The sequence below is a fragment of the Paraburkholderia sp. J67 genome, from assembly GCF_905220265.1.
In the GTDB taxonomy this organism is placed as follows: domain Bacteria; phylum Pseudomonadota; class Gammaproteobacteria; order Burkholderiales; family Burkholderiaceae; genus Paraburkholderia.
In genome coordinates this window covers 486188-510095 of record NZ_CAJMZK010000001.1, presented here as the reverse complement: position 1 = coordinate 510095, position 23908 = coordinate 486188, and the positions used below count along the sequence as shown (strand labels likewise).

The 23908-nt window shown below is 64.7% G+C and carries 20 protein-coding genes; 12 read left to right on the top strand and 8 right to left on the bottom strand.

Annotated elements, in window-relative coordinates; genetic code table 11:
* Positions 1-48: 48 nt before the first annotated feature.
* Entirely contained in the window at positions 49-891 is an 843-nt protein-coding gene (locus tag U5782_RS02175) for a helix-turn-helix transcriptional regulator (protein WP_322042221.1), read from the bottom strand.
* Between the two features lie 241 nt (positions 892-1132).
* Here U5782_RS02175 and U5782_RS02170 point away from each other — a divergent pair, with 241 nt between their 5' ends.
* Positions 1133-2158, top strand: a complete 1026-nt coding sequence (locus tag U5782_RS02170; RefSeq protein WP_322042220.1) for a VTT domain-containing protein — start codon at positions 1133-1135, stop codon at positions 2156-2158.
* Between the two features lie 82 nt (positions 2159-2240).
* Here U5782_RS02170 and U5782_RS02165 read toward each other — a convergent pair whose 3' ends face one another.
* Positions 2241-3677, bottom strand: coding sequence for a DHA2 family efflux MFS transporter permease subunit (locus U5782_RS02165; protein ID WP_322042219.1), 1437 nt, complete (start codon positions 3675-3677; stop codon positions 2241-2243).
* A gap of 268 nt (positions 3678-3945) precedes the next feature.
* Here U5782_RS02165 and U5782_RS02160 point away from each other — a divergent pair, with 268 nt between their 5' ends.
* Positions 3946-4974 carry an aldo/keto reductase gene (locus U5782_RS02160; protein WP_322042218.1) on the top strand — a complete coding sequence of 343 codons (1029 nt, stop codon included), beginning with the start codon at positions 3946-3948 and terminating at the stop codon, positions 4972-4974.
* Between the two features lie 20 nt (positions 4975-4994).
* Here the strand turns inward: U5782_RS02160 and U5782_RS02155 are convergent, their stop codons facing one another.
* From U5782_RS02155 to U5782_RS02145, 3 genes are all read right to left on the bottom strand, one after another.
* On the bottom strand, positions 4995-5171 hold the full coding sequence (locus U5782_RS02155; RefSeq protein WP_322042217.1) for a hypothetical protein: 177 nt from the start codon (positions 5169-5171) through the stop codon (positions 4995-4997).
* 537 nt (positions 5172-5708) lie between these two features.
* Positions 5709-6410, bottom strand: a complete 702-nt coding sequence (locus U5782_RS02150; protein WP_322042216.1) for a carbonic anhydrase — start codon at positions 6408-6410, stop codon at positions 5709-5711.
* A 515-nt stretch (positions 6411-6925) separates the two neighbouring features.
* Positions 6926-8170 carry an MFS transporter gene (locus U5782_RS02145; RefSeq protein WP_322042215.1) on the bottom strand — a complete coding sequence of 415 codons (1245 nt, stop codon included), beginning with the start codon at positions 8168-8170 and terminating at the stop codon, positions 6926-6928.
* Positions 8171-8313: 143 nt separating this feature from the next.
* Here U5782_RS02145 and U5782_RS02140 point away from each other — a divergent pair, with 143 nt between their 5' ends.
* Positions 8314-9207 carry a LysR substrate-binding domain-containing protein gene (locus U5782_RS02140; protein ID WP_322042214.1) on the top strand — a complete coding sequence of 298 codons (894 nt, stop codon included), beginning with the start codon at positions 8314-8316 and terminating at the stop codon, positions 9205-9207.
* Positions 9208-9739: 532 nt separating this feature from the next.
* Positions 9740-10120 carry a BON domain-containing protein gene (locus U5782_RS02135; protein WP_322042213.1) on the top strand — a complete coding sequence of 127 codons (381 nt, stop codon included), beginning with the start codon at positions 9740-9742 and terminating at the stop codon, positions 10118-10120.
* Positions 10121-10273: 153 nt separating this feature from the next.
* On the opposite strand, the gene U5782_RS02130 is transcribed toward U5782_RS02135, so the two are convergent.
* A complete protein-coding gene (locus U5782_RS02130; RefSeq protein ID WP_322042212.1) occupies positions 10274-11227 on the bottom strand; it encodes a LysR family transcriptional regulator in 954 nt (317 codons plus the stop codon).
* A 116-nt stretch (positions 11228-11343) separates the two neighbouring features.
* On the opposite strand from U5782_RS02130, the gene U5782_RS02125 reads away from it, so the two are divergent.
* The 3 genes from U5782_RS02125 to mmsB all read left to right on the top strand — a co-directional run bounded on the left by U5782_RS02125 (position 11344) and on the right by mmsB (position 15190).
* Positions 11344-12666 carry an MFS transporter gene (locus U5782_RS02125; RefSeq protein ID WP_322042211.1) on the top strand — a complete coding sequence of 441 codons (1323 nt, stop codon included), beginning with the start codon at positions 11344-11346 and terminating at the stop codon, positions 12664-12666.
* A gap of 68 nt (positions 12667-12734) precedes the next feature.
* A complete protein-coding gene (locus U5782_RS02120; protein ID WP_322042210.1) occupies positions 12735-14261 on the top strand; it encodes a CoA-acylating methylmalonate-semialdehyde dehydrogenase in 1527 nt (508 codons plus the stop codon).
* A 38-nt stretch (positions 14262-14299) separates the two neighbouring features.
* Positions 14300-15190, top strand: a complete 891-nt coding sequence (gene mmsB / locus U5782_RS02115; RefSeq protein WP_322042209.1) for a 3-hydroxyisobutyrate dehydrogenase — start codon at positions 14300-14302, stop codon at positions 15188-15190.
* 60 nt (positions 15191-15250) lie between these two features.
* Here mmsB and U5782_RS02110 read toward each other — a convergent pair whose 3' ends face one another.
* Positions 15251-16321 carry a phytoene/squalene synthase family protein gene (locus U5782_RS02110; RefSeq protein WP_322042208.1) on the bottom strand — a complete coding sequence of 357 codons (1071 nt, stop codon included), beginning with the start codon at positions 16319-16321 and terminating at the stop codon, positions 15251-15253.
* A gap of 407 nt (positions 16322-16728) precedes the next feature.
* Between U5782_RS02110 and U5782_RS02105 the strand changes: the two genes are divergently transcribed.
* On the top strand, positions 16729-17127 hold the full coding sequence (locus U5782_RS02105; RefSeq protein WP_322042207.1) for a hypothetical protein: 399 nt from the start codon (positions 16729-16731) through the stop codon (positions 17125-17127).
* A gap of 133 nt (positions 17128-17260) precedes the next feature.
* Positions 17261-19573, top strand: coding sequence for an outer membrane protein assembly factor BamA (bamA, locus tag U5782_RS02100; RefSeq protein WP_322042206.1), 2313 nt, complete (start codon positions 17261-17263; stop codon positions 19571-19573).
* A gap of 117 nt (positions 19574-19690) precedes the next feature.
* On the opposite strand, the gene U5782_RS02095 is transcribed toward bamA, so the two are convergent.
* Positions 19691-20641: a LysR substrate-binding domain-containing protein gene (locus tag U5782_RS02095; RefSeq protein ID WP_322042205.1), complete on the bottom strand. Its 951-nt coding sequence runs from the start codon at positions 20639-20641 to the stop codon at positions 19691-19693.
* 120 nt (positions 20642-20761) lie between these two features.
* Between U5782_RS02095 and U5782_RS02090 the strand changes: the two genes are divergently transcribed.
* The 3 genes from U5782_RS02090 (at position 20762) to U5782_RS02080 (ending at position 23820) form a co-directional block, all read left to right on the top strand.
* Complete coding sequence (locus U5782_RS02090) at positions 20762-21937, top strand: M20 aminoacylase family protein (RefSeq protein ID WP_322042204.1); 1176 nt, start codon at positions 20762-20764, stop codon at positions 21935-21937.
* 76 nt (positions 21938-22013) lie between these two features.
* Positions 22014-23342: an MFS transporter gene (locus tag U5782_RS02085; RefSeq protein ID WP_322042203.1), complete on the top strand. Its 1329-nt coding sequence runs from the start codon at positions 22014-22016 to the stop codon at positions 23340-23342.
* Positions 23343-23430: 88 nt separating this feature from the next.
* Positions 23431-23820: a hypothetical protein gene (locus U5782_RS02080; protein ID WP_322042202.1), complete on the top strand. Its 390-nt coding sequence runs from the start codon at positions 23431-23433 to the stop codon at positions 23818-23820.
* The last annotated feature ends 88 nt before the right edge of the window (positions 23821-23908 follow it).

Genomic DNA, 23908 nt, shown 5'->3' with positions numbered 1-23908 from the left:
ATTTTGGGTACAGCGCTGGCGTGCTGGAGCGTGTGGCGGGACGGCGGGCTAGCGTGCGTCGTTGGCGAGGCAAAGCGCGAAAAGCTGGCGCTGGCTCGAAATGCCCAGGCGCTGATAGGCGCGTTTCTGATAGGTGACGACGCTGCTGGGTTTCACACCCATGTGGTCGGCGATCTCTGCGGCGCTGTGGCCTTCGAGCACGCCGCGCAGTGCGTCGAGTTCGCGTTTCGAGAGATCGGGGCAGAGGCCTCGCAGACGCGCGAGCATCAATTGCGGAATGCCCAACTGGCTTTGTCCCCGCAGCGCGTAGTGGTGCTTCGTGGCCTCGCCAATCAAGGGAGCGAGCGATTCGACCAGTTCCACCTCACCGGGTTGGAAATTGCCGGCATCGCGCTCGCGATAGAGATTGACGCTGAGCCAGATATCGGCGGCGGGCTGCATGAGCAGGGAGAGCCGATCGGAAACATTCGGCGTGGCGTAGCAGGCCTGGCGGTAGCCGTCGTGCGCGATGTCCTCGCTCGTCTGCCAGTGCAGCACGAGCGATGAGCCTGGCTTGCCCGTATTGTTGGTGTCGCCCGTGACGATCTGCTGATTGCCGTCGAGCGCATAGAAGAGGCGCGCGTAGGTGTCGGCGACATCGCGCAGAAAACGGCCGCCACGATGGTCCGCCACCGAAACCGTGCGCGGCCGGTTGCCGAATTCGTACGCGAATACCGTGCATTGCGAAACCGAGGTCGCCGGGCCGAGCAGATTCAACACTTCGGTGGCGAGCGCGTTGGCGTCCCCGCCGCCGATCGCGGCCACGAGGCCGGTGACGCGGGACAGATCGAATGCGCCGGATGAACCTGATTGTCCAGATTGTCCGGGCCGGTCGAGACGCCAGTAACGCATGTTTCTTGAAGGAAAACGACGGAGAACAGCCTTCGAGGGTAGCACCGAATCGACGCCTTGCGGCAGCTCTGTTGGGCAGGAAAAGCCCCAGCGGGGGACTGATCGATACCCGTTTCGCGTACGCGGTCAACGGGCGACTGCCAAGCAAGAACCTGCCCAGTTGCGGTAACCTCCGTACTTGCGCCGTTTTGGCGCAGATGTTTCCTTTCTTATCAGCCCGCTTCAAGCCGGAAACTGCGCCATGTGGACTCTTCCTACCGCCATCCCGCCCGATTTCGGCACCGGGGCGGTATTTCTCAGCGTGCTCGTCACGCAACTCGGTGTACCGGTTCCCGCTGCGCCGGTGCTGATACTGGCGGGCACGATGGCGGCTGGCGGAGAGGCGTCGTACGCAAGTTTGCTGCTGGCCGCCGTGGTGGCGACCTTGTTCGCCGACTCGCTCTGGTTCACGGCGGGCCGCATGCGGGGCCGTCGCCTGCTCAACGGGCTCGTGCGCTTTTCGTTGTCGCTCGACACGACGATCCGGGTCGCGCGCAATGTGTTCGAGCGCCACGGCGCGCCGATTCTTGCGGTGGCGAAGTTCGTGCCGGGCCTGGGCCTCATGTCCGCGCCGCTGCTGGGCACCACGACGATGGATGTGCGCATTTTCCTGCTCTGGGATGCGGTAGGCGCAACACTTTGGGCCGGCACCTGGCTGATTGGCGGAGCGGCCTTGCACACGGAGATTGCGCGCTTCGCGATGTTCGTGCGCGCCAACGGCTGGACCATTTTCGACGTGCTCGCGATCGCGGGCGTGCTGTTTCTCGCGTATCGCTGGCTGCGCCGTCTGCAACTGCGGCATTGGCTCGCCACGCACCGCATTTCGCCCGATCAGCTCGACGAGATGATGAAGTCCGAGGCGCCGCCGGTCGTTTTCGATGCGCGGCCGCAGACCGTGCGCGAGAAGGAGTCGTATCGTATTCCGGGTGCACGGCCGCTCAATCTCGATTCCAGCGAGGCGCTACCAGCCGAGTTGATCGGGCGGCCGATCGTGGTGTACTGCGTGTGCCCGAACGAGGTGACGGCCAAACGCATCGTGAATCGCTTGCGCGACAAGCACATCTATCATGCGCATGCGCTTCGAGGCGGCCTCGATGCATGGGAGCGGCGCGGTTACCCGGTCGAGCCGCTTTCGTCGGAATTCCACGCCGCGCACGCACTCGCCGATGAAGAATTCGAAGACGGCGCGGAACAGGAATTCACCGTGCGCGCGAGCCTGTCGAAATAAGCCTTCCGCCTGATGTCATGCAGCGCGCGGTGCGCCGCATGACATCGCCATCTACACGTCAATCACGCTCCACGTTCCAGCTTCACGCGCGCTGGCGGCGCGAACCGCCGCCCACGTTCTGGCCCGCGTCGCGCGACATCTGTGCATATCCCCAGACCGACAGCAGCGTCAGCACGCCCGCGCCCAGAAACGCAAGGCGGAAGTCGTCCAGCGTAAACACGTGGCCAGTCGTTTCCCCGTGGAAACTCGCGGCCACACGCAAGGCGAGTGCGCCGAAGGCGATCCCCAGGCCATTGGTCATCTGTGCCGCTGCGCTCCAGAGCGTGCTGGCGCCGCTCATCTGCGGCTGCGCGACATCGGCATAGGCGAGCGTGGCGAGCGTCGAGAACTGCATCGAGCGCGTGACGCCGTAAATGAACACCACGATCAGCACGATGGCGAGCGGCACGTCGGGCGTGAGCAGGCCGCACGCAATCATCGACAGACCTGCAATCGCGACGTCGACCATCGCGACGCGGCGGAAACCCCAGCGTTCGAGAATGCGCGTCGTTAGCGCCTTCATGCCGAGGTTGCCGAGCGCGCTCGCGAGCAGCAGCAGGCCCGCCTTGAAGGCGCTCAGCCCGAAGCCGATCTGGAACAGCAAAGGCATCAGATAAGGCGCCGCACCGATGCCGATGCGCGTGATCGAGCCGGTCACGACCGTCACCGAAAAGGTCGGGATTTTCAGTGTGGAAACGTCGACGAGCGGCGTGGGATGGCGCTTCGCATGCATGAACGCGATGACGCCGACCACGAGACCCGCCGCGACGAGGGCCACCGCGCGCCACGGATTCTCGCCCGGCTGGCTCGCCAGTTCCGCGCCATAGAGGATGGCGGTGAGCGACGCGCCGCTCAGCACGAGGCCGACGATGTCGAGCGGGCGGCGCTGCTCGCCGCGCAGGTTCGGCACGATCGTGGCGATGGCCACGAGCACGGCGATACCGAAGGGCACGTTGAGCAGGAAGATCCAGCGCCACGACGCATAGGTCGTGATGAAACCGCCCACCGGCGGCCCGACCACGGGCGCGGCGATCGCGGGCCAGGTGATGGTGGAGATGGCCTGCATGAGGCGGCTTTTCTCGGTGCTGCGCACGACGATCATGCGGCCGACCGGCACCATCAGCGCGCCGCCCATGCCTTGCAGGACGCGCGCGGCGACGAACTCGCCGAGATTCTGCGAGACGCCGCACAGCACCGAGGCCAGCGTGAAGGTCACCACGGCACCGAAGAACACGGTGCGCGAGCCGCAGCGGTCGGCCACCCAGCCGCTCGCCGGAATGAAAATGGCGAGCGCCAGCATATAGGCCGTCACGCCGAGACTCAGGCTGTTCGGGCCAACGCCGAACGAATGCGCCATCTGCGGCAGCGCCGTGGCGATCACGGTGGTGTCGAGATACTCCATGAAGAACGTGGCCGCGACGATGTACGGCAGCCAGCCCACCAGGGCGTGCGCGGGGCGTGCTTGTGCGGTGTCGTTCATCGCGCCGCCTCGGGCAGGGCGACGTGAGCGTGTTCGAAACGATCGAGGGCGGAAGGGCTGTGGCAGGAAGTGCGGATCATGGAGCGCCTACAGAAAAACAAACGAGGCGACAGTTTCCGATACGAAAGTGTCGATGTACAGCGCCGATGCAACGCGTGCGTGCGCGTGTCCAGGCGGCTGGAAGAATGCGGCGACCGCCCGACAGCCTTACGGGTAGGCGCGTACACTCGTCGGCGATTCGTCAACGCACGATTGTGGAGGAAAGGAAATGGAATACCGTTTTCTGGGCGCATCGGGCTTCAAGGTCCCGGTGCTGAGCTTCGGCACAGGCACGTTCGGCGGCAAGGGCGAGTTTTTCGAGGCATGGGGCGCGACCGATGTGGCCGAGGCGCGGCACCTGATCGACATCTGTCTCGATGCCGGCGTCACCATGTTCGATACGGCCGATATCTATTCGCGCGGCGTGTCGGAGTCGGTGCTTGGCGAGGCGCTCAAGGGCCGTCGCGACAAGGCGATCATCTCGACCAAGGCGACATTTCGCTTCGACGAAGCGGATGCCAATAACGTCGGCTCGTCGCGTTTCCATCTGAAGCGGGCCGTCGATGCCGCACTCAAACGTCTACAGACCGATTACATCGACCTGTTCCAGCTACACGGCTTCGATGCGAAAACGCCCGCCGAGGAAGTCCTGTCGACGCTCGACGAACTCGTGCGCGCAGGCAAGATTCTCTATACCGGCGTGTCGAACTTCTCGGGCTGGCATTTGATGAAGTCGCTTGGCGTGGCCGATCGTTACGGCTATCCGCGCTACGTCGCCAATCAGACGTATTACTCGCTGATCGGGCGCGACTACGAATGGGAACTCATGCCGCTCGGGATCGACCAGGGCGTGGGCGCGGTGGTGTGGAGCCCGCTCGGCTGGGGGCGCCTGACCGGCAAGATTCGCCGCGGCCAGCCACTGCCGCAGACCAGCCGTCTACACAAGACGGCCGAGCAGGGGCCGCCGGTGCCGGACGAGTATCTGTTCCGCGTGCTCGACGCCATCGACGAAGTGGCGCAGGAAACCGGCAAGACCGTGCCGCAGATCGCGCTGAACTGGCTGCTGCAACGGCCTACCGTAGCGACGGTGTTGATCGGCGCGCGCGACGAGGCGCAACTGCGTCAGAACCTCGGTGCGGTGGGCTGGAACCTCACGCCGGAGCAGGTCGCGAAACTCGACGCGGCGAGCGCCGTGCGGCCCGTGTATCCGTACTGGCATCAGGAAGGCTTCAGCGAGCGCAACCCGTCGCCGGTCTGATGCCCGGCGCCTTGGGCCAATCAGTCCAGTTCGGCGGAGCGCTGGATTGCCGCTGAACCCAGGTGGATCGCCAGCGCGAAGAAGTCGCGCTCGGCGAGATTGGCGGCCTTGGCGATCGCCATGGCGCGGTGATGGTCGTGCGGATGCAGCAGCAGCTTGACTTCGATCTTGGCGGGCGACTTGAGGGCGGATTCCATGGCAATGCTCCTTCGGTAACCGGGCGCGTGGCCCGTGACGGGTGCGAAGCCCATTACCGTTCGCCAGTGCGCGCACAAGCGCGAGCCGTTCGCCGTGGCGCATGCCTGGGCGTGATGAACGGCGTATGACGTGGAGTGGGCCTGAACTGGCCAGCCGCACCCACCTGGGCGCGACGGCGCGATACGCGTGCCGGGCGTTAGCGCGGCGTGAGCGATCGTCCTGCGACTGCGTAAGTATTGCGAGTAGAACCGGGGTGAGGCGTCTTGTACGGCGGGTACGGCAGGCAAGCACACTGCATGGGTAACCAACCTCCAGAATTATTTTTCTGCTGCGGCAGGGCGCCGCATATGGTACGGACGAGAGTATAACGAGATTGATCCCTAGGGTAAACACCTACATCGTTACCTGGGTGTCAAATCATTGTTGCAGGGAATGAGAGAATCAAACGCAAAAAACCGGACGACGCCTGTTCGGCGTGGTCCGGTTCGGGGGAGTGGCGGAGGAACGACGGGCGGCCTCGCCGCCCCGTGGGCGTGTTAGCCCGTCGTGTCCTTGCGCAGGCGCGCGCGCGCCTCGCCGAGCGATTCGAAACGGCCGTGCGTGTCGTCGAAGACGGACACGGTACCCTGGCCGATGTCGTACACCCAACCTTGCAACTGGAGCTGGTTCTGCGCCACGCGCGCCGCCACGGCGGGGTGGGTGCGCAGGTGCGTGAGTTGCAGGCGCACGTTTTCTTCCACCAGCGCCTGGACGATCTCATCTTCGTTCAGGCCACGCGTCTGCACCACGCTGCGCGCCGCTTCGGCGTTGCGCAACCAGGCCGTCACCGTCGGCATGCCGGCGGTGGCCGCGCCGCCCGAGGCGAGGCCCTTCATCGCGCCGCAGTCGGTATGGCCGCACAGCACGATCTGTTTGACGTTCAGCGCCATCACGGCGAACTCGACCACGGCCGACACGCCGCCGAGCATCTCACCGTAAGCCGGCACGATATTGCCGATGTTGCGGCAGACGAACAGATCGCCAGGGCGCGCCTGCGTGATCATCTCCGGCGACACACGCGAGTCGGCACAGGTGATGAACAGCGTATGGGGGGCCTGACTGTGGGCGAGGCTGCGGAACAGTTCCTGGTTGCCCGGGAACACGCGATGAGTGAACTCGTCCACGCCGTCGAGGAGGTGCAGCAGATCGCAGCCGCACGATTCCGTGTGATCGTCGTGCGAATGGGTATGGTCTGGCATGGAAGTTTCTCTCTTTATCATGAATCGACACAATCGAATGACAACGGCGGAAGTTTACGCCGGGCTGCCGTGTTTCGGTTCGGAAACAACCGACCGGACGTGCGTTTTCCCGATTTCCGATCGTCACCGGCAAGGGCGCGAGGCGGCCGCTGTCGGGGTATTCGAAGGCGTATTTTCTCACGCGGCGAGCGCCACTGCGTCACATCGAACCGCCATGTTTCGCATCGGCGCAGGCTGATGCGCGGCTTTTGTCATACGACCGGCCAGTCGGTCTTGAGCGCTCGCGCGCCAGGTGCCGAGGCCGGCGGGGCAGCATTGTACGCGACGCGGCGATTTATGCGAGCGGGGGTTTCCAGAAGGAAACTTACCGCCGGGTGCGGGCGGGCGCACGCGTCCTGCGGCGCGTGATCCTATTGATTCGGATGGCGAAGTAATTCGTGGAGTAAAAAACGCTTGCCGCGAGTGCTGGCGGCAAGCGTCGGGCAACCGGGAAGCGAGCGGCCTCGCGCCGCGCTTCAGGACTCCATCGCGGGGTGTGCGGCCCGGGCGCGGCGACCCGGCATGAAGTACCACACGCCGGCTAGCGTCTGCACCACGATCAACGCGGTCCAGACGCACTGGTGGGCGACGGCCGGATAGTGGCCGTCCACGGCGCTCCAGTGTCCGAGCGCAGCACCAATGGCGATCTGCGTGACGAAAATGCCCACGAAGATGACCAGCGTGAAGGTGGTATTGACACGGCCAATCAGGCGGGCCGGGAAATATTCGGCCAGCACCGCATAGGTGAGGATGCCGGTGCCGCCCAGCGCGCCGTAGGCGGCCCACAGCAGCGGCGCGGGCAAGGGCACGCGCGCGGCGAGCAGCGCCTGGACCAGCACGAACAGCGCCATCGTCACGCCGGAAAAGCGTGCGACGTTCACGCCGCGTCGCTCGAAGGCGCGTGCGAGCGCGCCAAAGCCGATGTTGCCGACGATGAACGCGCCGCCCAGCACGGAAACCAGCGATGCCGCGCGCGAGGCCGCGTCCACGGTGCCGGCGGGCGTCACGTCGCGCAGAAAGGCGCCGACCCAGAGCGACTGCATCGCGTAGAACACGGTCTGCGTGAGCGCCGAGAAGGTGGCCGTCTTCCAGAACGCGTGGCTGCGCAAGATGTGCGCGGTGCCCTTGAACTGCTCGAGGACGCTCGCCTGATGATGCGTGTCGCGCGTGCGCGGACCGCCGATCCAGATGATGGCCGCGACGGCGGCCGTGAGCACGGCCAGTCCCAGACTGACCGTGCGCCACGGCGCGATCGTCAGCAGCCAGGAGAGGGGCGCGCCGACCGCCACGCCGCCAAGACCGCCTACGGCCATCACGAGGCCGTTGACGAGCGTGAGCTGCGCGACCGGGAAGTGCTGGGCCGTCGCTTTGAACGCGCCGCCCAGGCATACCGAGACGCCCACGCCCACCAGCAGGCGGCCGAGCATCATCGCGCCCATGCTGTGCGACAGCCCGAACACGAGCGCGCCGGCCGCGGCCACCAGCATCACGCACGCCGTCACGCGGCGCGGGCCGAAGTGGTCGAGCAGCACGCCGCCGGGGATCTGCGCACCCGCGAAGCCCAGGAAGTAGAGACTCGTGAGCGTGCCGAGGTCGGTGGCGGTGAAGCCCATTTCGTGGGTCAGGAACGGCGCGAAGCCGAGATTGACGCCCCGGAACAGATACGAAACGAAGTAGCCGAGCGCGAAGACGGCGAATACGCGCAATCTGAGTGCGGTCATGATGCGGACGGTCGAGGGCGCTGCGGGGCGGCGCAGTGCGCGGCCCGAAAGCGTTTTGAATGGCTGGGACACGATTATTGGCGATTGCCCGGCACGAGGCCAGCGAGAGATTTCAGCCGCGATTGTGAGTAGAATTTGACGTCATGTCCCGATCGCTCCCTCCCTTGCAGGCCCTGCGCGCGCTAGAAGCGGCGGCGCGGCGGCGCAGTTTCAGCCGCGCGGCGGAAGAATTGCATTTGACGCACAGCGCCGTGAGTCACCATCTGCGCGGGCTCGAATCGGAGCTCGGCGTCGAGCTGTTCCGTCGTGCGGGCAGTCGCATGATTCCCACGGCGGCGGGCGCGCAGCTCGCCGAGCGGGTACGGCGCAGTCTGGAGGATCTGCGCGAGGCGCTCGACGCCACGCGCCCCGGCGTGAGCGGCGTGACGCGGCTCGAACTGAGTGTGATGTCCGATTTTGCCTCGGTCTGGCTGATTCCGCGTCTGGGCGACTTCTACGATCGCCATCCCAACGTCGACCTCTCGCTGCGCATGCACGCCGACGTGACGCCGCCCGACCCGTATCCGTTCGATATCGGCATCTGGCACCGTCGCGTGGATGAACCGGGCTTCCAGATCCGCAAGCTGCTCGACGACCAGGTGGTCGCCGTATGCAGCCCCGCATTGCTCGCGCGCTATCCCGGCTTTCGTATCGAGGACCTGGCCGCCATGCCCTTGCTGCGCTTTTCGCGCCGCTCATGGCGCGACTTCTTCGAGGCCGCGGGCGTGTCCGGCGACGAGCCCGAACGCGGCCCGGTGTTCGACGACGCGGGCCTGTTGCTGCAGGCAACGGTCGCGGGCCAGGGCGCGGCCACGGCGCGCCTGCAACTGGCGCGCGGTTTCATCGAACGCGGCGAACTGGTGCAACTCGGGCAGGTGCGTATCCCGGCCTCGCTCGACTACTACTTCACCTGGCGCGAGGGTCATCCGCGTGAGGCGGCGATCCAGCAGTTCTATCGCTGGGTGAAGGCGCAACTGGCCACGCAATTGGTCAAATAAGCGCGCGCTTTTTTCTTTCGTGAGTAAATGCGGGTAAAACCTGTGTGTGCGCTTGTCAACGCTGGGTGAATGACGCGCGTTGCTGGTCGATAAGGACGCATGATTGCGCGTCAATCAATCGGGCAATTCGGTGTTATTCACACTGCATGCACCGGATTGGCGCGTAAGTGGAAATGGCTTAACGGATTGTTCCGTCGCGTGCATCAAGCGGGATTGATTCGCCTTAAATGCTAGTGAATAGCATTTCATCAAGGCGGCTGTCCTGGCATGCGGGACGGCGCTCTGGCGTACTCTGCACGGTCGTGGCGATTCCTCTGTGGAATTGAAGCATTTCACCCACAGTCGAATAGCCTTAGCGGCAGTTTTCGCATCAGACTCGAAATAAATAGAGTATCGTTACTCCCCAGTGCGCCCGGCGCGGTAAGTGGGACGGCAATGACCGCAATGGCAGTAGCAGTTTTTCGTAGTGAATGGTGTGTAGTGAACGGGTCCAACTGGACCATCAAAAAACTGTGACAACAGGAGAAACTGCATGAAGGCTATTCAGGCGTTCAAACTGGCAGCCGGCACGATGCTGGTCGCTGCTTCGCTTCACGTCTACGCACAGGACGCCGCAAGCGCCCCCGCAGCGCCGACCGACGCCGCCAAGGCCCAGGTCCAGCAGTCGAAGTCGCAATACAAGTCGGCCAAGGCCGCCAACCGTGCGCTCTCGCGCAAGGTCCGCGGTGCGCTGGCGAAGGACAAGGAAATCAGCGTCGCCAACATCACCGTCCGCGCCAAGGACGGCGCCGTCATCCTGCAAGGCACGGTGCCGGAACAAGGTCAGGTCGACCGCGCAACGGAAGTGGCGAAGGGCGTGGCTGGCGTGACGTCGGTGAAGAATGCACTGACGATCCGTCCGGTCGGGACCTGATCGTCCGGGTTGCGGCACGCGCCGGCCACCTCGTGTAGCAGGCCCGTGTGTTACGCAACTCACACCCGGCTCACGCAGCCTGGAGGCCGCACAGGCAATCCGCATAACGGATTGCCTGTGCGGCCTTTTTCATGCCCTGCTGCGTGGCGTCGTTCAGGGTTCGACGTAATGCATGGTCGCCGATTCGCCTAGCAGAAGCGCGTGGTTCGCCTCAGCGGCGGCGCGCAGATAGTCCCACAGCGACGTGATGCGCCGCAGCTTGCGCAGATCCTCGCGGCTGCAGAGCCAGAAATGCCGCGTCACCTCGACTTCATCGGGCAGGATGCTCACGAGGCGCGGGTCCGGTTCCGCCATGAAGCACGGCAGGATCGCCAGCGCGCTGCCCTGCAGCGCCGCGTGATATTGCGCGATCACGCTGGTACTGCACAGACTGGCCGTGACGTTGGGCGCCGTACGCTCGAGATAGAGCAGTTCGTGACTAAAGGCCAGATCGGCGACATAGCTGATGAAAGCGTGCTGGCGCAGATCCGCCGTCGTGCGAATCGATGGATGCCGCGCCAGATAGTCAGGTGTCCCATAGAGTCTGAGCCGGTAGTCGCATAGCTTGGTGGAGACGTACTGACCGCGCTCGGGGCGCTCGAGCATGATCGCCAGATCGGCCTCGCGCTTGGACAGGCTGACGAAATGCGGCACCGGCAGCAGGTCGATCGACATATCGGGATGCTTGCCCGTAAAGCGTGCCAGTTGCGGCGCGAGAAAAAAACAGCCGAAGCCCTCCGTCGACCCCACACGCACATGCCCCGAGAGCGATTGCGCCCCCAGCGCGAATTGTTCGCTCGCCGACTGCACCGTGGTTTCCACGGTATCGGCATAGGCCAATAGCCGCTGCCCCTCCGCAGTCAGGACGAAGCCGCCCGAGCGTGACTTGTCGAACAGCACCGTCCCTAGCGCGGTTTCCAGCTCCCGCACGCGCCGCGCGACGGTGGTGTGATCCACGCCGAGGCGCCGTGCCGCGGCGCTCGCGCGCTGCGTGCGCGCCACTTCCAGGAAGTAGCGCAAATCGTCCCAGTTCAATGTCTCCATCTGTCTCGTTGTGTTTTTTTGCATATCGGATGGGCTTTTTCATCTCTATGCCGTGGATATTCGAATAACTATACTCGTTAGCAGACCGCTTCACAGAGCACGTCAAAGACGGTCGCCGACTATAAAGATGGAGACAAACGATGCACATGCAGTCGACCCCCGAAGGGGCGGCAGTGGCCGTTCCCGTTTCTGGTCACCCGCGCCGCACGCGCGATTACCTTGTTGCAGGCTGGGCCAGCATGGCCGGCACGACGATCGAGTGGTACGACTTCTTCCTGTACGGCACCGCAGCCGCGCTGATCTTCAATAAGGTTTTCTTCCCCACGCTCGATCCGATTCTCGGCACGCTCGCAGCCTTCGCGACCTATGGCGTGGGCTTCGTGGGCCGCCCGATGGGCGGCATCGTGTTCGGTCACTTCGGCGACCGTATCGGCCGCAAATCGATGCTGCTCGCCACGCTGCTGCTGATGGGCATTCCGAGCATGGTGATCGGCCTGATTCCTTCGTATCAGAGCATTGGCTATTGGGCTGCGGGGCTACTCGTGGCGATGCGCTTCCTGCAGGGCATGGCCGTGGGCGGAGAGTGGGGCGGCGCGGTCCTGATGGCGGTCGAGCATGCGCCGCCGGGCCGCAAAGGCTTCTTCGGCTCGCTGCCGCAAACGGGCGTGGGCTTCGGGCTGATTCTTTCGTCGATCGCGATGGCGGCCGTCACGGCGCTGCCCGAAGCGGATCTGCTGTCATGGGGCTGGCGCATTCCGTTTCTCGCCAGCATCGCGCTGGTGCTGATCGGCTGGGTGATCCGCGTGCGGGTGCCCGAGTCGCCCGACTTCGAGCGCGTGAAACGTCAGGGCGAGCCCGTGAAGGCGCCCGTGCTCGAAGTGTTGCGCCGTCAACCGCGCGAACTGCTGACGATCATCGGCGCGCGCACGGCTGAAAATACCTGGTTCTACCTGGTAGTGGCCTTCGCACTGGCGTATGCCGCGAACCAGCTCAAGATCCCCAAGGCGCAAATCCTGCATGCGATCACGGCGGGCGCGGTGCTCTCGCTTTTCACGATGCCGTTCTCGGGCTGGCTGAGCGACCGCATTGGCCAAAAGCGCCTGTTCCTTGCGGGCCTCGTCATCATGGCGCTGTTTGCCGCACCGTTCTTCTCGATGCTCGAAACGCTGCATCCGGCGACGGTCTGGTGGGCGATGGTGCTGGGTGTCGGCGTGGTGTTCCCGATTCTTTACGCGCCCGAATCGCAGCTTTTCGCGGCGCAATTCCCGGCTGAAATCCGCTATTCCGGCATCTCGGTGTCGGTGCAGGTGGCCGGCGTGCTCGGCGGCGGCGTGGCGCCGATGATCGCGACCGCGCTGCTCGCCTATGGCGGCGGCAAGCCGCATTATGTGGTGGCCTATATGGTCGTGCTGGCGGTGATCGCCTTCGCGTGCACGCTCATGATGCGCTCGCGATACGACTGAATAATAAGCAGTAATCCTATGCAACCGGCCAAGGCCGGATCGTTCGAACCTTTGAGAGAGAGTTCAAGATGAACGCAGTGACCCAGGCATCCAACGCGCACGTTTCGACCGTCAAACTGCTGATCGACGGCGAGTTCGTCGAGTCGAAGACGAGCGAATGGCGCGACATCGTCAATCCCGCCACCCAGGAAGTGCTGGCGCGCGTGCCCTTCGCCACGGTTGCGGAAGTCGACCAGGCCGTGCAGAGCGCGCACGCCGCTTTCGCTACCTGGAAGAACACGCCGATCGGCACGCGTCTGCGCATCATGCTCAAGTTGCAGGCGCTGATCCGCGAGAACATGTCGCGCATTGCGCAGACGCTGACGGCCGAGCAGGGCAAGACGCTGCCCGACGCGGAAGGCGATATCTTCCGCGGTCTCGAAGTGGTCGAGCACGCCTGCTCGATCGGTACGCTCCAGCAGGGCGGCTTTGCCGAAAACGTCGCGGGCGGCGTGGACACCTACACGCTGCAACAGCCCATCGGCGTCTGCGCGGGCATCACGCCGTTCAATTTCCCGGCGATGATTCCGCTGTGGATGTTCCCGATGGCGATCGTCTGCGGCAATACCTTCGTGCTCAAGCCCTCGGAGCAAGACCCGCTGTCCACCATGCAACTGGTCGAACTCGCGCTCGAAGCGGGCGTACCGAAGGGCGTGCTCAACGTCGTGCACGGCGGCAAGGAAGTCGTCGATGCCATCTGCTCGCATCCGCTCATCAAGGCGATCTCGTTCGTTGGTTCGACTGCGGTGGGCACGCATGTTTACCGCCTCGGCAGCGAGCACGGCAAGCGCGTGCAGTCGATGATGGGCGCGAAGAATCACGCCGTCGTGCTGCCCGACGCGAACCGCGAGCAGGCGATCAACGCGCTGGTGGGCGCGGCGTTCGGCGCGGCGGGGCAGCGCTGCATGGCGACTTCGGTGGTCGTGCTGGTGGGGGCGGCGCAGCAGTGGGTGCCCGAGCTGGTCGAAAAAGCGAAGACGCTCAAGGTCAACGCCGGCCACGAGCCGAAGACCGATGTGGGCCCAGTCGTCTCGCGCGCCGCTAAGCAGCGCATTCTGGGGCTGATCGAAGCGGGCGTGAAGCAAGGCGCGACGCTCGCGCTCGATGGCCGCGATGTGAAGGTGCCCGGCTACGAGAGCGGCAACTTCGTCGGCCCGACGGTCTTCACGGATGTGAAGACGGACATGGACATCTACACGAACGAAATCTTCGGGCCGGTGCTGGTGGTGCTCACGGCCAATACGCTCGACGAAGCGATCGCCATCGTCAATGCGAATCCGTTCGGCAACGGTGTGGGCCTGTTCACGCAGAGCGGCGCGGCGGCCCGTAAATTCCAGAGCGAAATCGACATCGGCCAGGTGGGCATCAACATTCCGATTCCGGTGCCGGTGCCGTATTTCAGCTTCACGGGCTCGCGCGGCTCGAAGCTCGGCGATCTGGGTCCGTATGGCAAGCAGGTCGTGCAGTTCTACACGCAGACCAAGACCGTTACGGCGCGCTGGTTCGACGACGCTACTGTCAACGACGGCGTGAACACGACGATCAGCCTGCGCTAAACCGGCTTGCGCAGCGAACCATCAAGGGAGAATCGCTCATGAAAATAGGTTTCGTCGGGCTGGGGCACATGGGTGCGCCGATGGCGCTCAATCTGCTCAAGGCAGGACACACGCTGAGTGTGTTCGACCTGAGCGCGCAGGCGATGCAGACGCTGGCCGATGCGGGCGCAACGAAGGCTGCGTCGCCGAGGGACGCGGTAAGCGGAGCCGAATGGGTCATCACGATGTTGCCGGCCGCCGCGCACGTGCGCAGCGTGCTGAGCGCCGAGGACGGCGTGCTGGCGGGTATCGGGAAGGGCGTGACGATCATCGATTCGAGCACGATCGACCCGGTCAGCGCGCGGGAGTTCGGCAAGCTCGCGCAGGCGAACGGTAACCAGTTCGTGGATGCACCCGTCTCGGGCGGCACGGGCGGGGCGGCGGCCGGCACGCTCACCTTCATGGTGGGCGGCAGCGCGGCGCTCTACGAGAGCGTGAAGCCGGTGCTCTCGGGCATGGGCAAGAACATCGTTCATTGCGGCGAGACGGGCACGGGGCAGGTCGCGAAGATCTGCAACAACCTCGTGCTGGGCGTGACGATGGCGGGCGTGGCGGAGGCGATGGCGCTGGGCGAAGCGCTCGGCATCGACGCGAAGGTGCTGGGCGGCATCATGAACACCTCGACCGGCCGTTGCTGGAGTTCGGACACGTATAACCCGTTCCCGGGCGTGATCGAAACGGCGCCTTCGACGCGTGGTTATACCGGCGGCTTTGGCACCGATCTCATGCTCAAGGACCTGGGTCTTGCCACCGATGCCGCGAAGAACGCGCATCAGCCCGCTTTCATGGGGGCGATCGCGCAACAGCTCTATCAGGCGATGAGCAGCCGTGGCGACGGCAAGCTCGACTTCTCGGCAGTGATCAAGCTGTATCGCGGGGAGAAGGGCTGAGCGGCATCCGGCCACGATCTGGAGGACGCGGCGCGAGGGCCTCCCCGCGCCGTTTTTACTTCAGATCTTCTCAATAGCCGCAATACGCGCCTCAATGCGCTTGAGCAAGCGCTTGAACCACAGATCGAGCAGCGTGTTCGACGAGGCCGCAAGCGTCGAGCACGCGAGAATGCGGTAGACGTCGTTACGCGTGAGTTTCGAAGGCCGCGCGGGATCGAGCCAGTCTTCGTTCTCGACCAGCAGCTCCAGGGTTTCGAGGCCGATCAGGATCGGCCACAGGCACGCGAGACGCAAGCGCACCGAAAGACGCGGCAACGCGAACGTATAGTCGATGGCCGCGCGGAAGTGATCGAGCGCGATGCGCACGAGGCCGAACATGAGCGGCCGCGCGCGCGCGGAAGTGCCCGGCTGCATCAGGTCCTCGGGCGTGAGCGCCGCCTGCGCGAGCATCGTCGCGGGCAGATAACAGCGGCCGATGCGCAGATCCTTGCCACAATCGCGCAGCACATTCACCATTTGCAGCGCCTTGCCAAAGCGCACGCCGCGCTGATACATGGTCTCGCGCAGTGCCGGGGCGAGCGTGCCCGGCAGGTGCATATAGGTCATCTTCGTCCAGAACTCGCCCACGCAGCCCGCGACCAGATACGTATAGCGATCGAGCTCGTCCCACGTGCCGAGCGCGGCCACCTTGCCCGAGCGTTCGTCGGGGAAGGTGTTCAGGTCGAATTCCATGCCTTCGGTAAGCGTCGTGACGATGTCGCGCACGGCCGCGCGGTCGGCTTCATCGAGCTGGCTCAGCACGTCGAGCGCGCCGCCGAGCGATTCGAGCAGCAGTTTTTCGTCCGACTGCGTCTGCTGCCCGGCGACTTCGCTGGCAATGCGCGCGAGGGCGTCGTCGTTCGCGACGCCCGTTCCATTCACGCGTTCGCGGAAAGCCAGCAGCAGCGCGAGGCGCTGGGCGGGCGGGATCAGCGAGGTATCGGCGATGGTGTCGGCCGCGCGCGCGAGCAGATACGCCTCGCCTACGGGATCGCGCATGCCGGCGGGCAGCACGCGCATCGTGAGGTAGAACGAGCGGGAAACGCCCTTGAGCAAAGGGCCGAGCAGGAAGGCCCGATTGGTATTCTGCATGTCGGTTGGGGCAGTGGAACGGCGGTAAAACGGCAGCTGCATTGTAGCGTGGACGAGGCGCGGGACCTTGCCGCACGACCGTTCGGCCTGGGCGCGCGGGGGCTGAGCGTGCGCTTTCATGCCGATGCGTCCCCTTGAAGCCTCCGTTCATCGAACTGTCGGCGCTCTGTCAGCGTTGGTAATCCATCTCATTACAGTGGATTTCGAATGGCGTTCGATCGGTGCGCGCACAACGGACAGTTGAAAGGTTGTGTATCCACTGTGGACCGGGCGTTTCGGCGATTTTGCGGCTTGCCCTGCGCGCCCGGCGCAATATTGATGAAAGTAATCCGCGTAACGCGTGGGTAACGCCGCGCCGCGCCGCGCCTAATAGACTCCGCCGATGCTTTTGTCACGGAGTGCCGTTCATGTCCACGTCCACGTCACTTGCCATCGATTCGCTGCGCGGTTTCGAACTGACCGCGGACGGCCAGTATTTAATGGTCAACGGCAATCAGCCGGACAGCGTCGCGCTGCATTGCTCGGTCATGCATGAACTGCTGGCCGCACTCTCCAATGCCATCGGCCGCTCGGAGCGCATTCGCCACAAGACCGCGAGCGTGAAGTTCACGATGCCGTGCGAGGCGTGGGAAGTCGGCCGCGAGAACGGCGCCGTCGAGCATCTCGTGGTGAGCTTTCGCCTGCCGGGCGGCGCGGAACTCTCGTTCCGCCTGCATCCGGCACAAGCCGCGCATATGACCGAAGTCCTTTCGCTCGCAACCGGCCTCGCCAAGCCGCGGCGGCCCAGCGGGATGCGCATGCAATAGCTGCAATAGGCACGCGCCGCGTGCGCCCATTTCGTCACGCGCTGGCGCGGTTCGCCGCGCAGCGTCTCTCGCGTCGCGCCTGTTCGCGCGGCGTATTCGTTTGTCTTCGCTGGCCTACTTCTCGACCTCCCGCATGACGGTTTCAACTTCCACGCGCTACGCACGCGCGCTGACCTTCGCTGGCTTCGGAATCGGCTTCGCCGCCACCGCGCACGCCACTGAGCCTTTCGTGGTCCAGGACATCCGCATCGACGGGCTGGCGCGCATCGAACCCGGCACCGTATTCGCCTACCTGCCGATCAAGCAGGGCGACACCTTCACCGACGACAAGGCTTCCGACGCCATCCGCGCGCTCTACGCGACGGGCTTCTTCAGTGACGTGCGCATTTCCGCCGAAGGCCGCACGGTGATCGTGCAGGTGCAGGAACGCCCGGCGATCGGCACGATCGACTTCGCGGGCATTCACGAATTCGACAAGGACAACCTCACCAAGGCGCTCGGCGCGGTCGGGCTCTCGCCGGGCCGCAGCTTCGACAAGGCGCTGGTGGACAAGTCCGAGCAGGAACTCAAGCGTCAGTACCTCACGCGTGGCTACTACGCGGCCGAAGTGACGACCACCGTGACGCCGATCGACCGCAATCGCGTGGGACTGCTGTTCTCCGTGGTGGAAGGGCCGAGCGCGAAGATCCGCCAGGTCAACTTCATCGGCAACCACGTGTTCAGCGAAAGCACGCTGCACGATGAGATGCAGTTGTCCACGCCGAACTGGTTCTCGTGGTACACGAAGAACGACCTGTACGCCAAGGACAAGCTGACCGGCGACCTGGAGAACATTCGTTCGTACTACCTCGACCGTGGCTACCTGGAGTTCAATATCGACTCGACCCAGGTGTCGCTCTCGCCCGACAAGAAGGACATGTATCTGACGATCGCGATACATGAGGGCGAGCCTTACACGGTATCGAGCGTCAATCTGTCCGGCAATCTGCTCGATCGCCAGGCAGAACTGATGAAGCTGGTCGGCGTGAAGCCGGGGCAGAAGTTCTCTGCGCAAAAGCTCAAGGACACCACCAAGGCGCTCGTCGACAAGCTCGGCGAATACGGTTACGCCTTCGCGACCGTCAATGCCGAGCCGCAGATCGATCAGGTGCATCACACGGTCGCGTTGACCTTGCAGGTCGATCCGAGCCGGCGCGTCTATGTGCGACGCGTGAATGTCGTGGGCAACTCGCGCACTCGCGACGAAGTGGTGCGCCGTGAAATGCGCCAGCTCGAAAGCTCGTGGTTCGACTCGAACCGTCTCGCGCTTTCGAAGGACCGTATCAACCGTCTCGGCTACTTCACCGACGTCGACGTGACCACCGTACCCGTGGAAGGCACGCAGGATCAGGTGGACGTGGACGTGAAGGTGACCGAGAAGCCGACCGGCACGCTCTCGCTGGGTCTGGGTTACGGCTCGGGCGAAGGGCCGATCATTTCGGCGGGCATCTCGCAGGACAACGTGTTCGGCACGGGTAACAGCCTGTCGCTGAACGTCAACACGGCGTCCACCTACCGCACGCTGTCGGTCACGCAGATCGACCCGTATTTCACGGTCGACGGCATCAAGCGCATCACCGATGTCTACTACCGCACGACCGAGCCGCTCTACTATTCGAGCACGAACGACACGAGCTTCCGTATCGTTTCGTATGGCGCGGACATGAAGTTCGGCATTCCGTTCTCCGAGACCGACATGGTGTTCTTCGGCCTCGGCATCGAGCAGGACCGCCTCGATATCGACTCGGAAACCCCGCAGACCTATAAGGACTACGTGGCCGACTTCGGGCGCGTCTCGAACACGGTGCCGGTCACGGTGGGCTGGTCGCGCGACAATCGCGACAGCGCGCTGGTGCCGAGCCGCGGTTACTTCGCGCAGGCCAACGCCGAAGTCGGCACGCCCGCCGGTACGGAGTACTACAAGGCGGATGCGCAAATGCAGTACTACTACTCATTTGCGCGCGGCTTCGTGCTGGGCATGAACTTCCAGGGCGGCTACGGCAACGGCTTGGGCGGCAAACCGTATCCGATTTTCAAGAACTACTACGCGGGCGGTATCGGTTCGGTGCGGGGTTACGAGTCGGGCTCGCTTGGGCCGCGCGATACGAGCACCAACGACCCGATCGGCGGTTCGAAGATGGTCGTCGGCAATATCGAGCTGACCTTCCCGTTGCCGGGCACCGGCTACGACCGTACGCTGCGCGTGTTCACCTTCGTGGACGGCGGCAACGTGTGGGGTTCGGAAGGCAGCAGCACGGGCGCCAACGGCCTGCGCTACAGCTACGGCGCGGGTCTCGAATGGATCTCGCCGATCGGCCCGCTCAAGCTCGACCTCGGCTTCCCGATCGTCAAGCACGCGGGCGATCAGTACCAGAAGTTCCAGTTCCAGATCGGTACGTCGTTCTAAACGACACACCGCTGTAACGCGACCAGCGAAACCCGCTCGACCGTGTGGCCTTCATGGCCCGCAGCCGAGCGGGTTTCGTCGTTCTGGCAATCGTCGAATAGTCAGATCTTCAGATAGTCAGATCAATAGTTCGAGCGAGTGGTAGAGCCGCCGCCGCTCCGCATCCTGAGAGGCCTCGCCCGCACGGATCGCGTCCTTCAGGCAGCCCAGAAAGCACTCGGCCGCCGCCGAAAGCGGCACACCGCGCCGCGCCACCACACTCACCACGGTTCGATCCACTTCCTCCTGGAGCGTGAGCGCGCGCAGGTTCTCGCGCGCGAAGCGCGTCTCCACCAGCGGCCAGGGAAAGATGCTCACCATGTCGGTGTTCATGATGAGGCCCATCGCCACGATGAACGAATGCGCGAGATGCACCGTGCGCGGCAGCGGCAGGCCGTGACGACGGAATACGTCGTCGGTGACCATCTCCTTGCTGGCCGGGTCCCAGTTGAGCAGCCACTCGCACTCCTGGAGTTCCATGAGCGAATGCGCGTGTTCGAGCGGATGGCCCTTGCGCACGACCACGGCGGATTCGGTCGCGAAGATCGGCGTTTGCGAGAACTCGGCGTGCAGCGAGGCGAGGCCCGGCTTGCCGAGCGAGAAGTCGAGCGTGCCGTCGCGCAGGCGCGGCATCACGATGTTGAGCAAGCCCTCGTAGAACTCCAGTTGCATGCCGGGCATGCGCTCGCGAAAGCGCGTGACCGCATCGGGCAGGAAGGAGAGCGCGAGCCACGGCGTCACGCCGATCGAGAGCTTGCCGCCGCCACTGCCGCGCCGCGCGTCGAGTTCGTCCTGGGCGCGCGAAAGCTGGTGCACGATCGCGCGCGCATGCACGAGCAGCGCCTGGCCCGCTTCGGTGAACGCGATGCCGTTCGCGTTGCGCGTCACGAGCGCAATCTGCTGCTCGGCTTCCAGCTCGCGCACGGCCTTGGCGGCGGCCGCGGGCGAGATGCCGATCGCGCGCGCCGCGGCGCGAATGCTGCCGGTATCGGCCATGGCGACGAGCGCCCGGAACTGGTGGAACTTCATAAGGGAAAACCCTGGTGAATACCTGCGGTTGGCGGGCTAACCATTTTAGGACTGTCCGCGACAAACCGTCGTCATTATCCTGAGCCCATCGAGCAATCACCCCGCACCAGGAGACGACGGATGAACACGATGGCGATTCCCCCCGCAATCGCGGCGATCGAAGAGGAAATGATCGCGCTGCGCCACGCGATCCACGCGCATCCGGAACTCGGCTTCGAGGAATTCGTGACCAGCGATCTGGTGGCAGAAAAGCTCGCCGAATGGGGCTACGAGGTGCATCGCGGGCTGGGCGGCACGGGCGTCGTCGGCACGCTCAAGGTGGGCACGGGCGCGCGGCGCCTCGGCCTGCGCGCCGACATGGACGCCTTGCCGATCCACGAAGCCACCGGTCTCGACTACGAAAGCCGCATTCCCGGCAAGATGCACGCGTGCGGCCACGACGGCCACACGGCGATGCTGCTGGCCGCCGCCAAGCATCTCGCGCAATCGCGCGCGTTCGACGGCACGCTGCACCTGATTTTCCAGCCGGCCGAAGAGGGTCTGGGCGGCGCGAAGCGCATGCTCGACGAAGGTCTGTTCGAGCGCTGTCCCAGCGACGCCGTGTTCGCCATGCACAACATGCCGGGCTTTCCCACCGGCAAGCTCGGTTTCCGTTCGGGGCCGTTCATGGCTTCGTCGGATACGGTCGTGATCGACATCGACGGTCGCGGCGGTCACGGCGCCGTGCCGCACAAGGCGATCGACCCCGTGGTGGTGTGCGCGAATGTCGTGCTCGCTTTGCAGACCATCGTGTCGCGCAACGTGCCGCCGCTCGACATGGCGATCGTCACGGTGGGCGCGATCCACGCGGGCGAGGCGCCCAACGTGATTCCGCAGACCGCGCAGATGAAGCTCTCGGTGCGCGCGCTGCGCCCCGAAGTGCGCGACCTGCTCGAAGCGCGCATCACGGCGCTCGTGCATGCGCAGGCGAGCGCCTATGGCGCGACGGCGCGCATCGATTATCAGCGGCGCTATCCGGTGCTCGTCAACGACGCGGAAATGACGGCGTTCGCCCAGGACGTCGCGCGCGACTGGCTCGGCGAAGATGGCCTCATCGACAATCTCGATCCGCTCACCGGCAGCGAAGACTTCTCGTTCCTGCTCGAACACTGCGCGGGCAGCTATCTGATCATCGGCAATGGCGACGGCGAAGGCGGCTGCATGGTCCACAACCCCGGCTACGATTTCAACGACGACTGTCTCGCGACGGGCGCCGCGTACTGGGTGCAGCTCGCCGAACGCTTCCTGCGCGCCTGACGCGCAGCGCCATGTGCTTTGCACGGGCTAAGGGCCAGGCGCCAGAGCGCCCGCCCAGGCCGACAGGAGACCCACGATGACCGCCACCACCCTGCACACCGACCCGCCCGCTCACGCGCATCCGTCGACGCGCGCCTCGCGCGCCAAGGCCATCGCCGCGATCACACTCGGCAATGGTCTGGAGTTTTTCGACTTCACGGTCTACAGCTTTTTCGCCACGACCATCGGCACGCTGTTCTTTCCCGTGCATGGCGCGCTGAACCAGTTGCTGCTCGCCGTGGGCAGCTTCGGCGTGGGCTTCATCGTGCGGCCGCTCGGCGGCGTGATGATCGGCGCCTTCGCCGACCGTGCGGGCCGCAAGGCGGCCATGACGCTGACGTTGTGGCTCATGGCGCTCGGCTCCGCGCTGATCGCCTTCGCGCCCACCTATGCGCAGATCGGCCTCGCCGCGCCCGCGCTGATCGTGCTCGCGCGCCTCGTGCAGGGCTTCGCGGTGGGAGGCGAGGTGGGCGCCTCGACCGCCATGCTGCTCGAATATGCGGACGACCGTTCGCGCGGTTTCTACGGCAGCTGGCAGTTCGTGAGCCAGGGGCTCAATGCGGTCTGCGGCGCGCTGCTCGGCGTGGCGCTCTCCACCATGCTCTCGCCCGCGGCGTTGCATAGCTGGGGCTGGCGCGTGCCCTTCGTGATCGGCTTGCTGGTGGTGCCGGTGGGCGTGTATATCCGCCGCCATCTCGACGAAACGCTGGAGCACGTCGAACCCGTCGACGCCGAAACCACCGTGGCTGTGGCGGCCCGTCCGCTGCGCGAGATCTTCGCGCACCATCGCACGGCGCTCGTGGCGGGTGTGGTCACGACCATCGGCGGCACGGCGGCGAACTATATCGTGCTGTTCTACATGTCCACCTACGCGATCAAGATCCTCGGCCTGCCGATGTCGGTGGGCATGAGCGCGGCGCTGGTGGCCGCGCTCGTGACGGCGGTGTGCTCGCCGTTTGCGGGCATGCTCTCGGACCGGTTCGGGCGCAAGTGGGTGCTCGGCGTCTCGCGCGTGCTGCTGATCGCGGTGATCTATCCGGCTTTCATGCTGATCCATTCGGTGCCCACGGTGCCGGCCGTGCTGGGCGTCGTGGCCGTGCTGGGCGCCATCGTCGCGTTCACGGCGGTGCCCAATATCGTCATGCTGCCCGAACTCTTCCCGCAGTCGATCCGGGTGACCGGCATGTCGATCGTCTATTGCGTGGGCGTGTCGATCTTCGGCGGCTTCGCGCAGTTCTTCGCGACCTGGCTGATCCAGGTGTTCAGCAATCCGCTCGCGCCCGCGTGGTATCTGATTGGCTGCGGCGCGGTTTCGCTGCTTGGATTGCCGTTGATTCGCGAACCGGCGGGACGTCCGCTCGACTGACGTGTTGGATGGCGTGCGCTATGGCTTTTTAGCGTGCGCCACAGGTTTCTTTACGCGGCCTTTGCACGCCGCTACCTAGAATCGAGTCATGTTCAACAACCGGTGCGCCCCGCGCGGTGCGTGCCCGGATCACATGGCGTCGTTCCTGCCGAATCGTTTCACTGCTTCCCACACCGTCACGCCGCGTGCGCCTCGCCCGAAAACGCCCGCGAAGCGCCGCGCGCCGTCGGCGCTTGCCACCGTGCAAATGACCGTGCGCGTCGCCACGCGCGACGCCCAGTTGGCGCGCTGCTTGCTGCACGGTCTGCTCGGTCATACGCTGGGTGTTCACACCATCGACATCGATCGCCGTCGCGATCTGGCCTGCCTGCATGTCGAACTGGAGCACGCGCGTGTTCCCGATGTCATGGCGCTTTTAATCCGCAGCTTGCCGGGCGCGGAATTCGGTGCAATTCGCAGACTCGATCGCAATCATTGAATCGACACCGCGAAATAAGCGTTCGCATAAGATCATTCGAATGTTTGCAATCCGTATCAATCGGATTTATTGCGCTTATTGAAACGCT

Excerpts from the sequence above, each read along its gene's own strand:
- U5782_RS02120 (WP_322042210.1), top strand. The coding sequence starts at position 12,735 with ATGAACGCAGTGACCCAGGCATCCAACGCGCACGTTTCGACCGTCAAA.
- U5782_RS02130 (WP_322042212.1), bottom strand. The coding sequence starts at position 11,227 with ATGCAAAAAAACACAACGAGACAGATGGAGACATTGAACTGGGACGAT.
- U5782_RS02110 (WP_322042208.1), bottom strand. The coding sequence starts at position 16,321 with ATGCAGAATACCAATCGGGCCTTCCTGCTCGGCCCTTTGCTCAAGGGC.
- U5782_RS02155 (WP_322042217.1), bottom strand. The coding sequence starts at position 5,171 with ATGGAATCCGCCCTCAAGTCGCCCGCCAAGATCGAAGTCAAGCTGCTG.
- U5782_RS02105 (WP_322042207.1), top strand. The coding sequence starts at position 16,729 with ATGTCCACGTCCACGTCACTTGCCATCGATTCGCTGCGCGGTTTCGAA.
- U5782_RS02080 (WP_322042202.1), top strand. The coding sequence starts at position 23,431 with ATGTTCAACAACCGGTGCGCCCCGCGCGGTGCGTGCCCGGATCACATG.
- U5782_RS02090 (WP_322042204.1), top strand. The coding sequence starts at position 20,762 with ATGAACACGATGGCGATTCCCCCCGCAATCGCGGCGATCGAAGAGGAA.
- U5782_RS02150 (WP_322042216.1), bottom strand. The coding sequence starts at position 6,410 with ATGCCAGACCATACCCATTCGCACGACGATCACACGGAATCGTGCGGC.
- U5782_RS02175 (WP_322042221.1), bottom strand. The coding sequence starts at position 891 with ATGCGTTACTGGCGTCTCGACCGGCCCGGACAATCTGGACAATCAGGT.
- U5782_RS02145 (WP_322042215.1), bottom strand. The coding sequence starts at position 8,170 with ATGACCGCACTCAGATTGCGCGTATTCGCCGTCTTCGCGCTCGGCTAC.
- U5782_RS02095 (WP_322042205.1), bottom strand. The coding sequence starts at position 20,641 with ATGAAGTTCCACCAGTTCCGGGCGCTCGTCGCCATGGCCGATACCGGC.
- bamA (WP_322042206.1), top strand. The coding sequence starts at position 17,261 with ATGACGGTTTCAACTTCCACGCGCTACGCACGCGCGCTGACCTTCGCT.
- U5782_RS02160 (WP_322042218.1), top strand. The coding sequence starts at position 3,946 with ATGGAATACCGTTTTCTGGGCGCATCGGGCTTCAAGGTCCCGGTGCTG.
- U5782_RS02085 (WP_322042203.1), top strand. The coding sequence starts at position 22,014 with ATGACCGCCACCACCCTGCACACCGACCCGCCCGCTCACGCGCATCCG.
- U5782_RS02140 (WP_322042214.1), top strand. The coding sequence starts at position 8,314 with ATGTCCCGATCGCTCCCTCCCTTGCAGGCCCTGCGCGCGCTAGAAGCG.
- U5782_RS02135 (WP_322042213.1), top strand. The coding sequence starts at position 9,740 with ATGAAGGCTATTCAGGCGTTCAAACTGGCAGCCGGCACGATGCTGGTC.
- mmsB (WP_322042209.1), top strand. The coding sequence starts at position 14,300 with ATGAAAATAGGTTTCGTCGGGCTGGGGCACATGGGTGCGCCGATGGCG.
- U5782_RS02165 (WP_322042219.1), bottom strand. The coding sequence starts at position 3,677 with ATGAACGACACCGCACAAGCACGCCCCGCGCACGCCCTGGTGGGCTGG.
- U5782_RS02125 (WP_322042211.1), top strand. The coding sequence starts at position 11,344 with ATGCACATGCAGTCGACCCCCGAAGGGGCGGCAGTGGCCGTTCCCGTT.
- U5782_RS02170 (WP_322042220.1), top strand. The coding sequence starts at position 1,133 with ATGTGGACTCTTCCTACCGCCATCCCGCCCGATTTCGGCACCGGGGCG.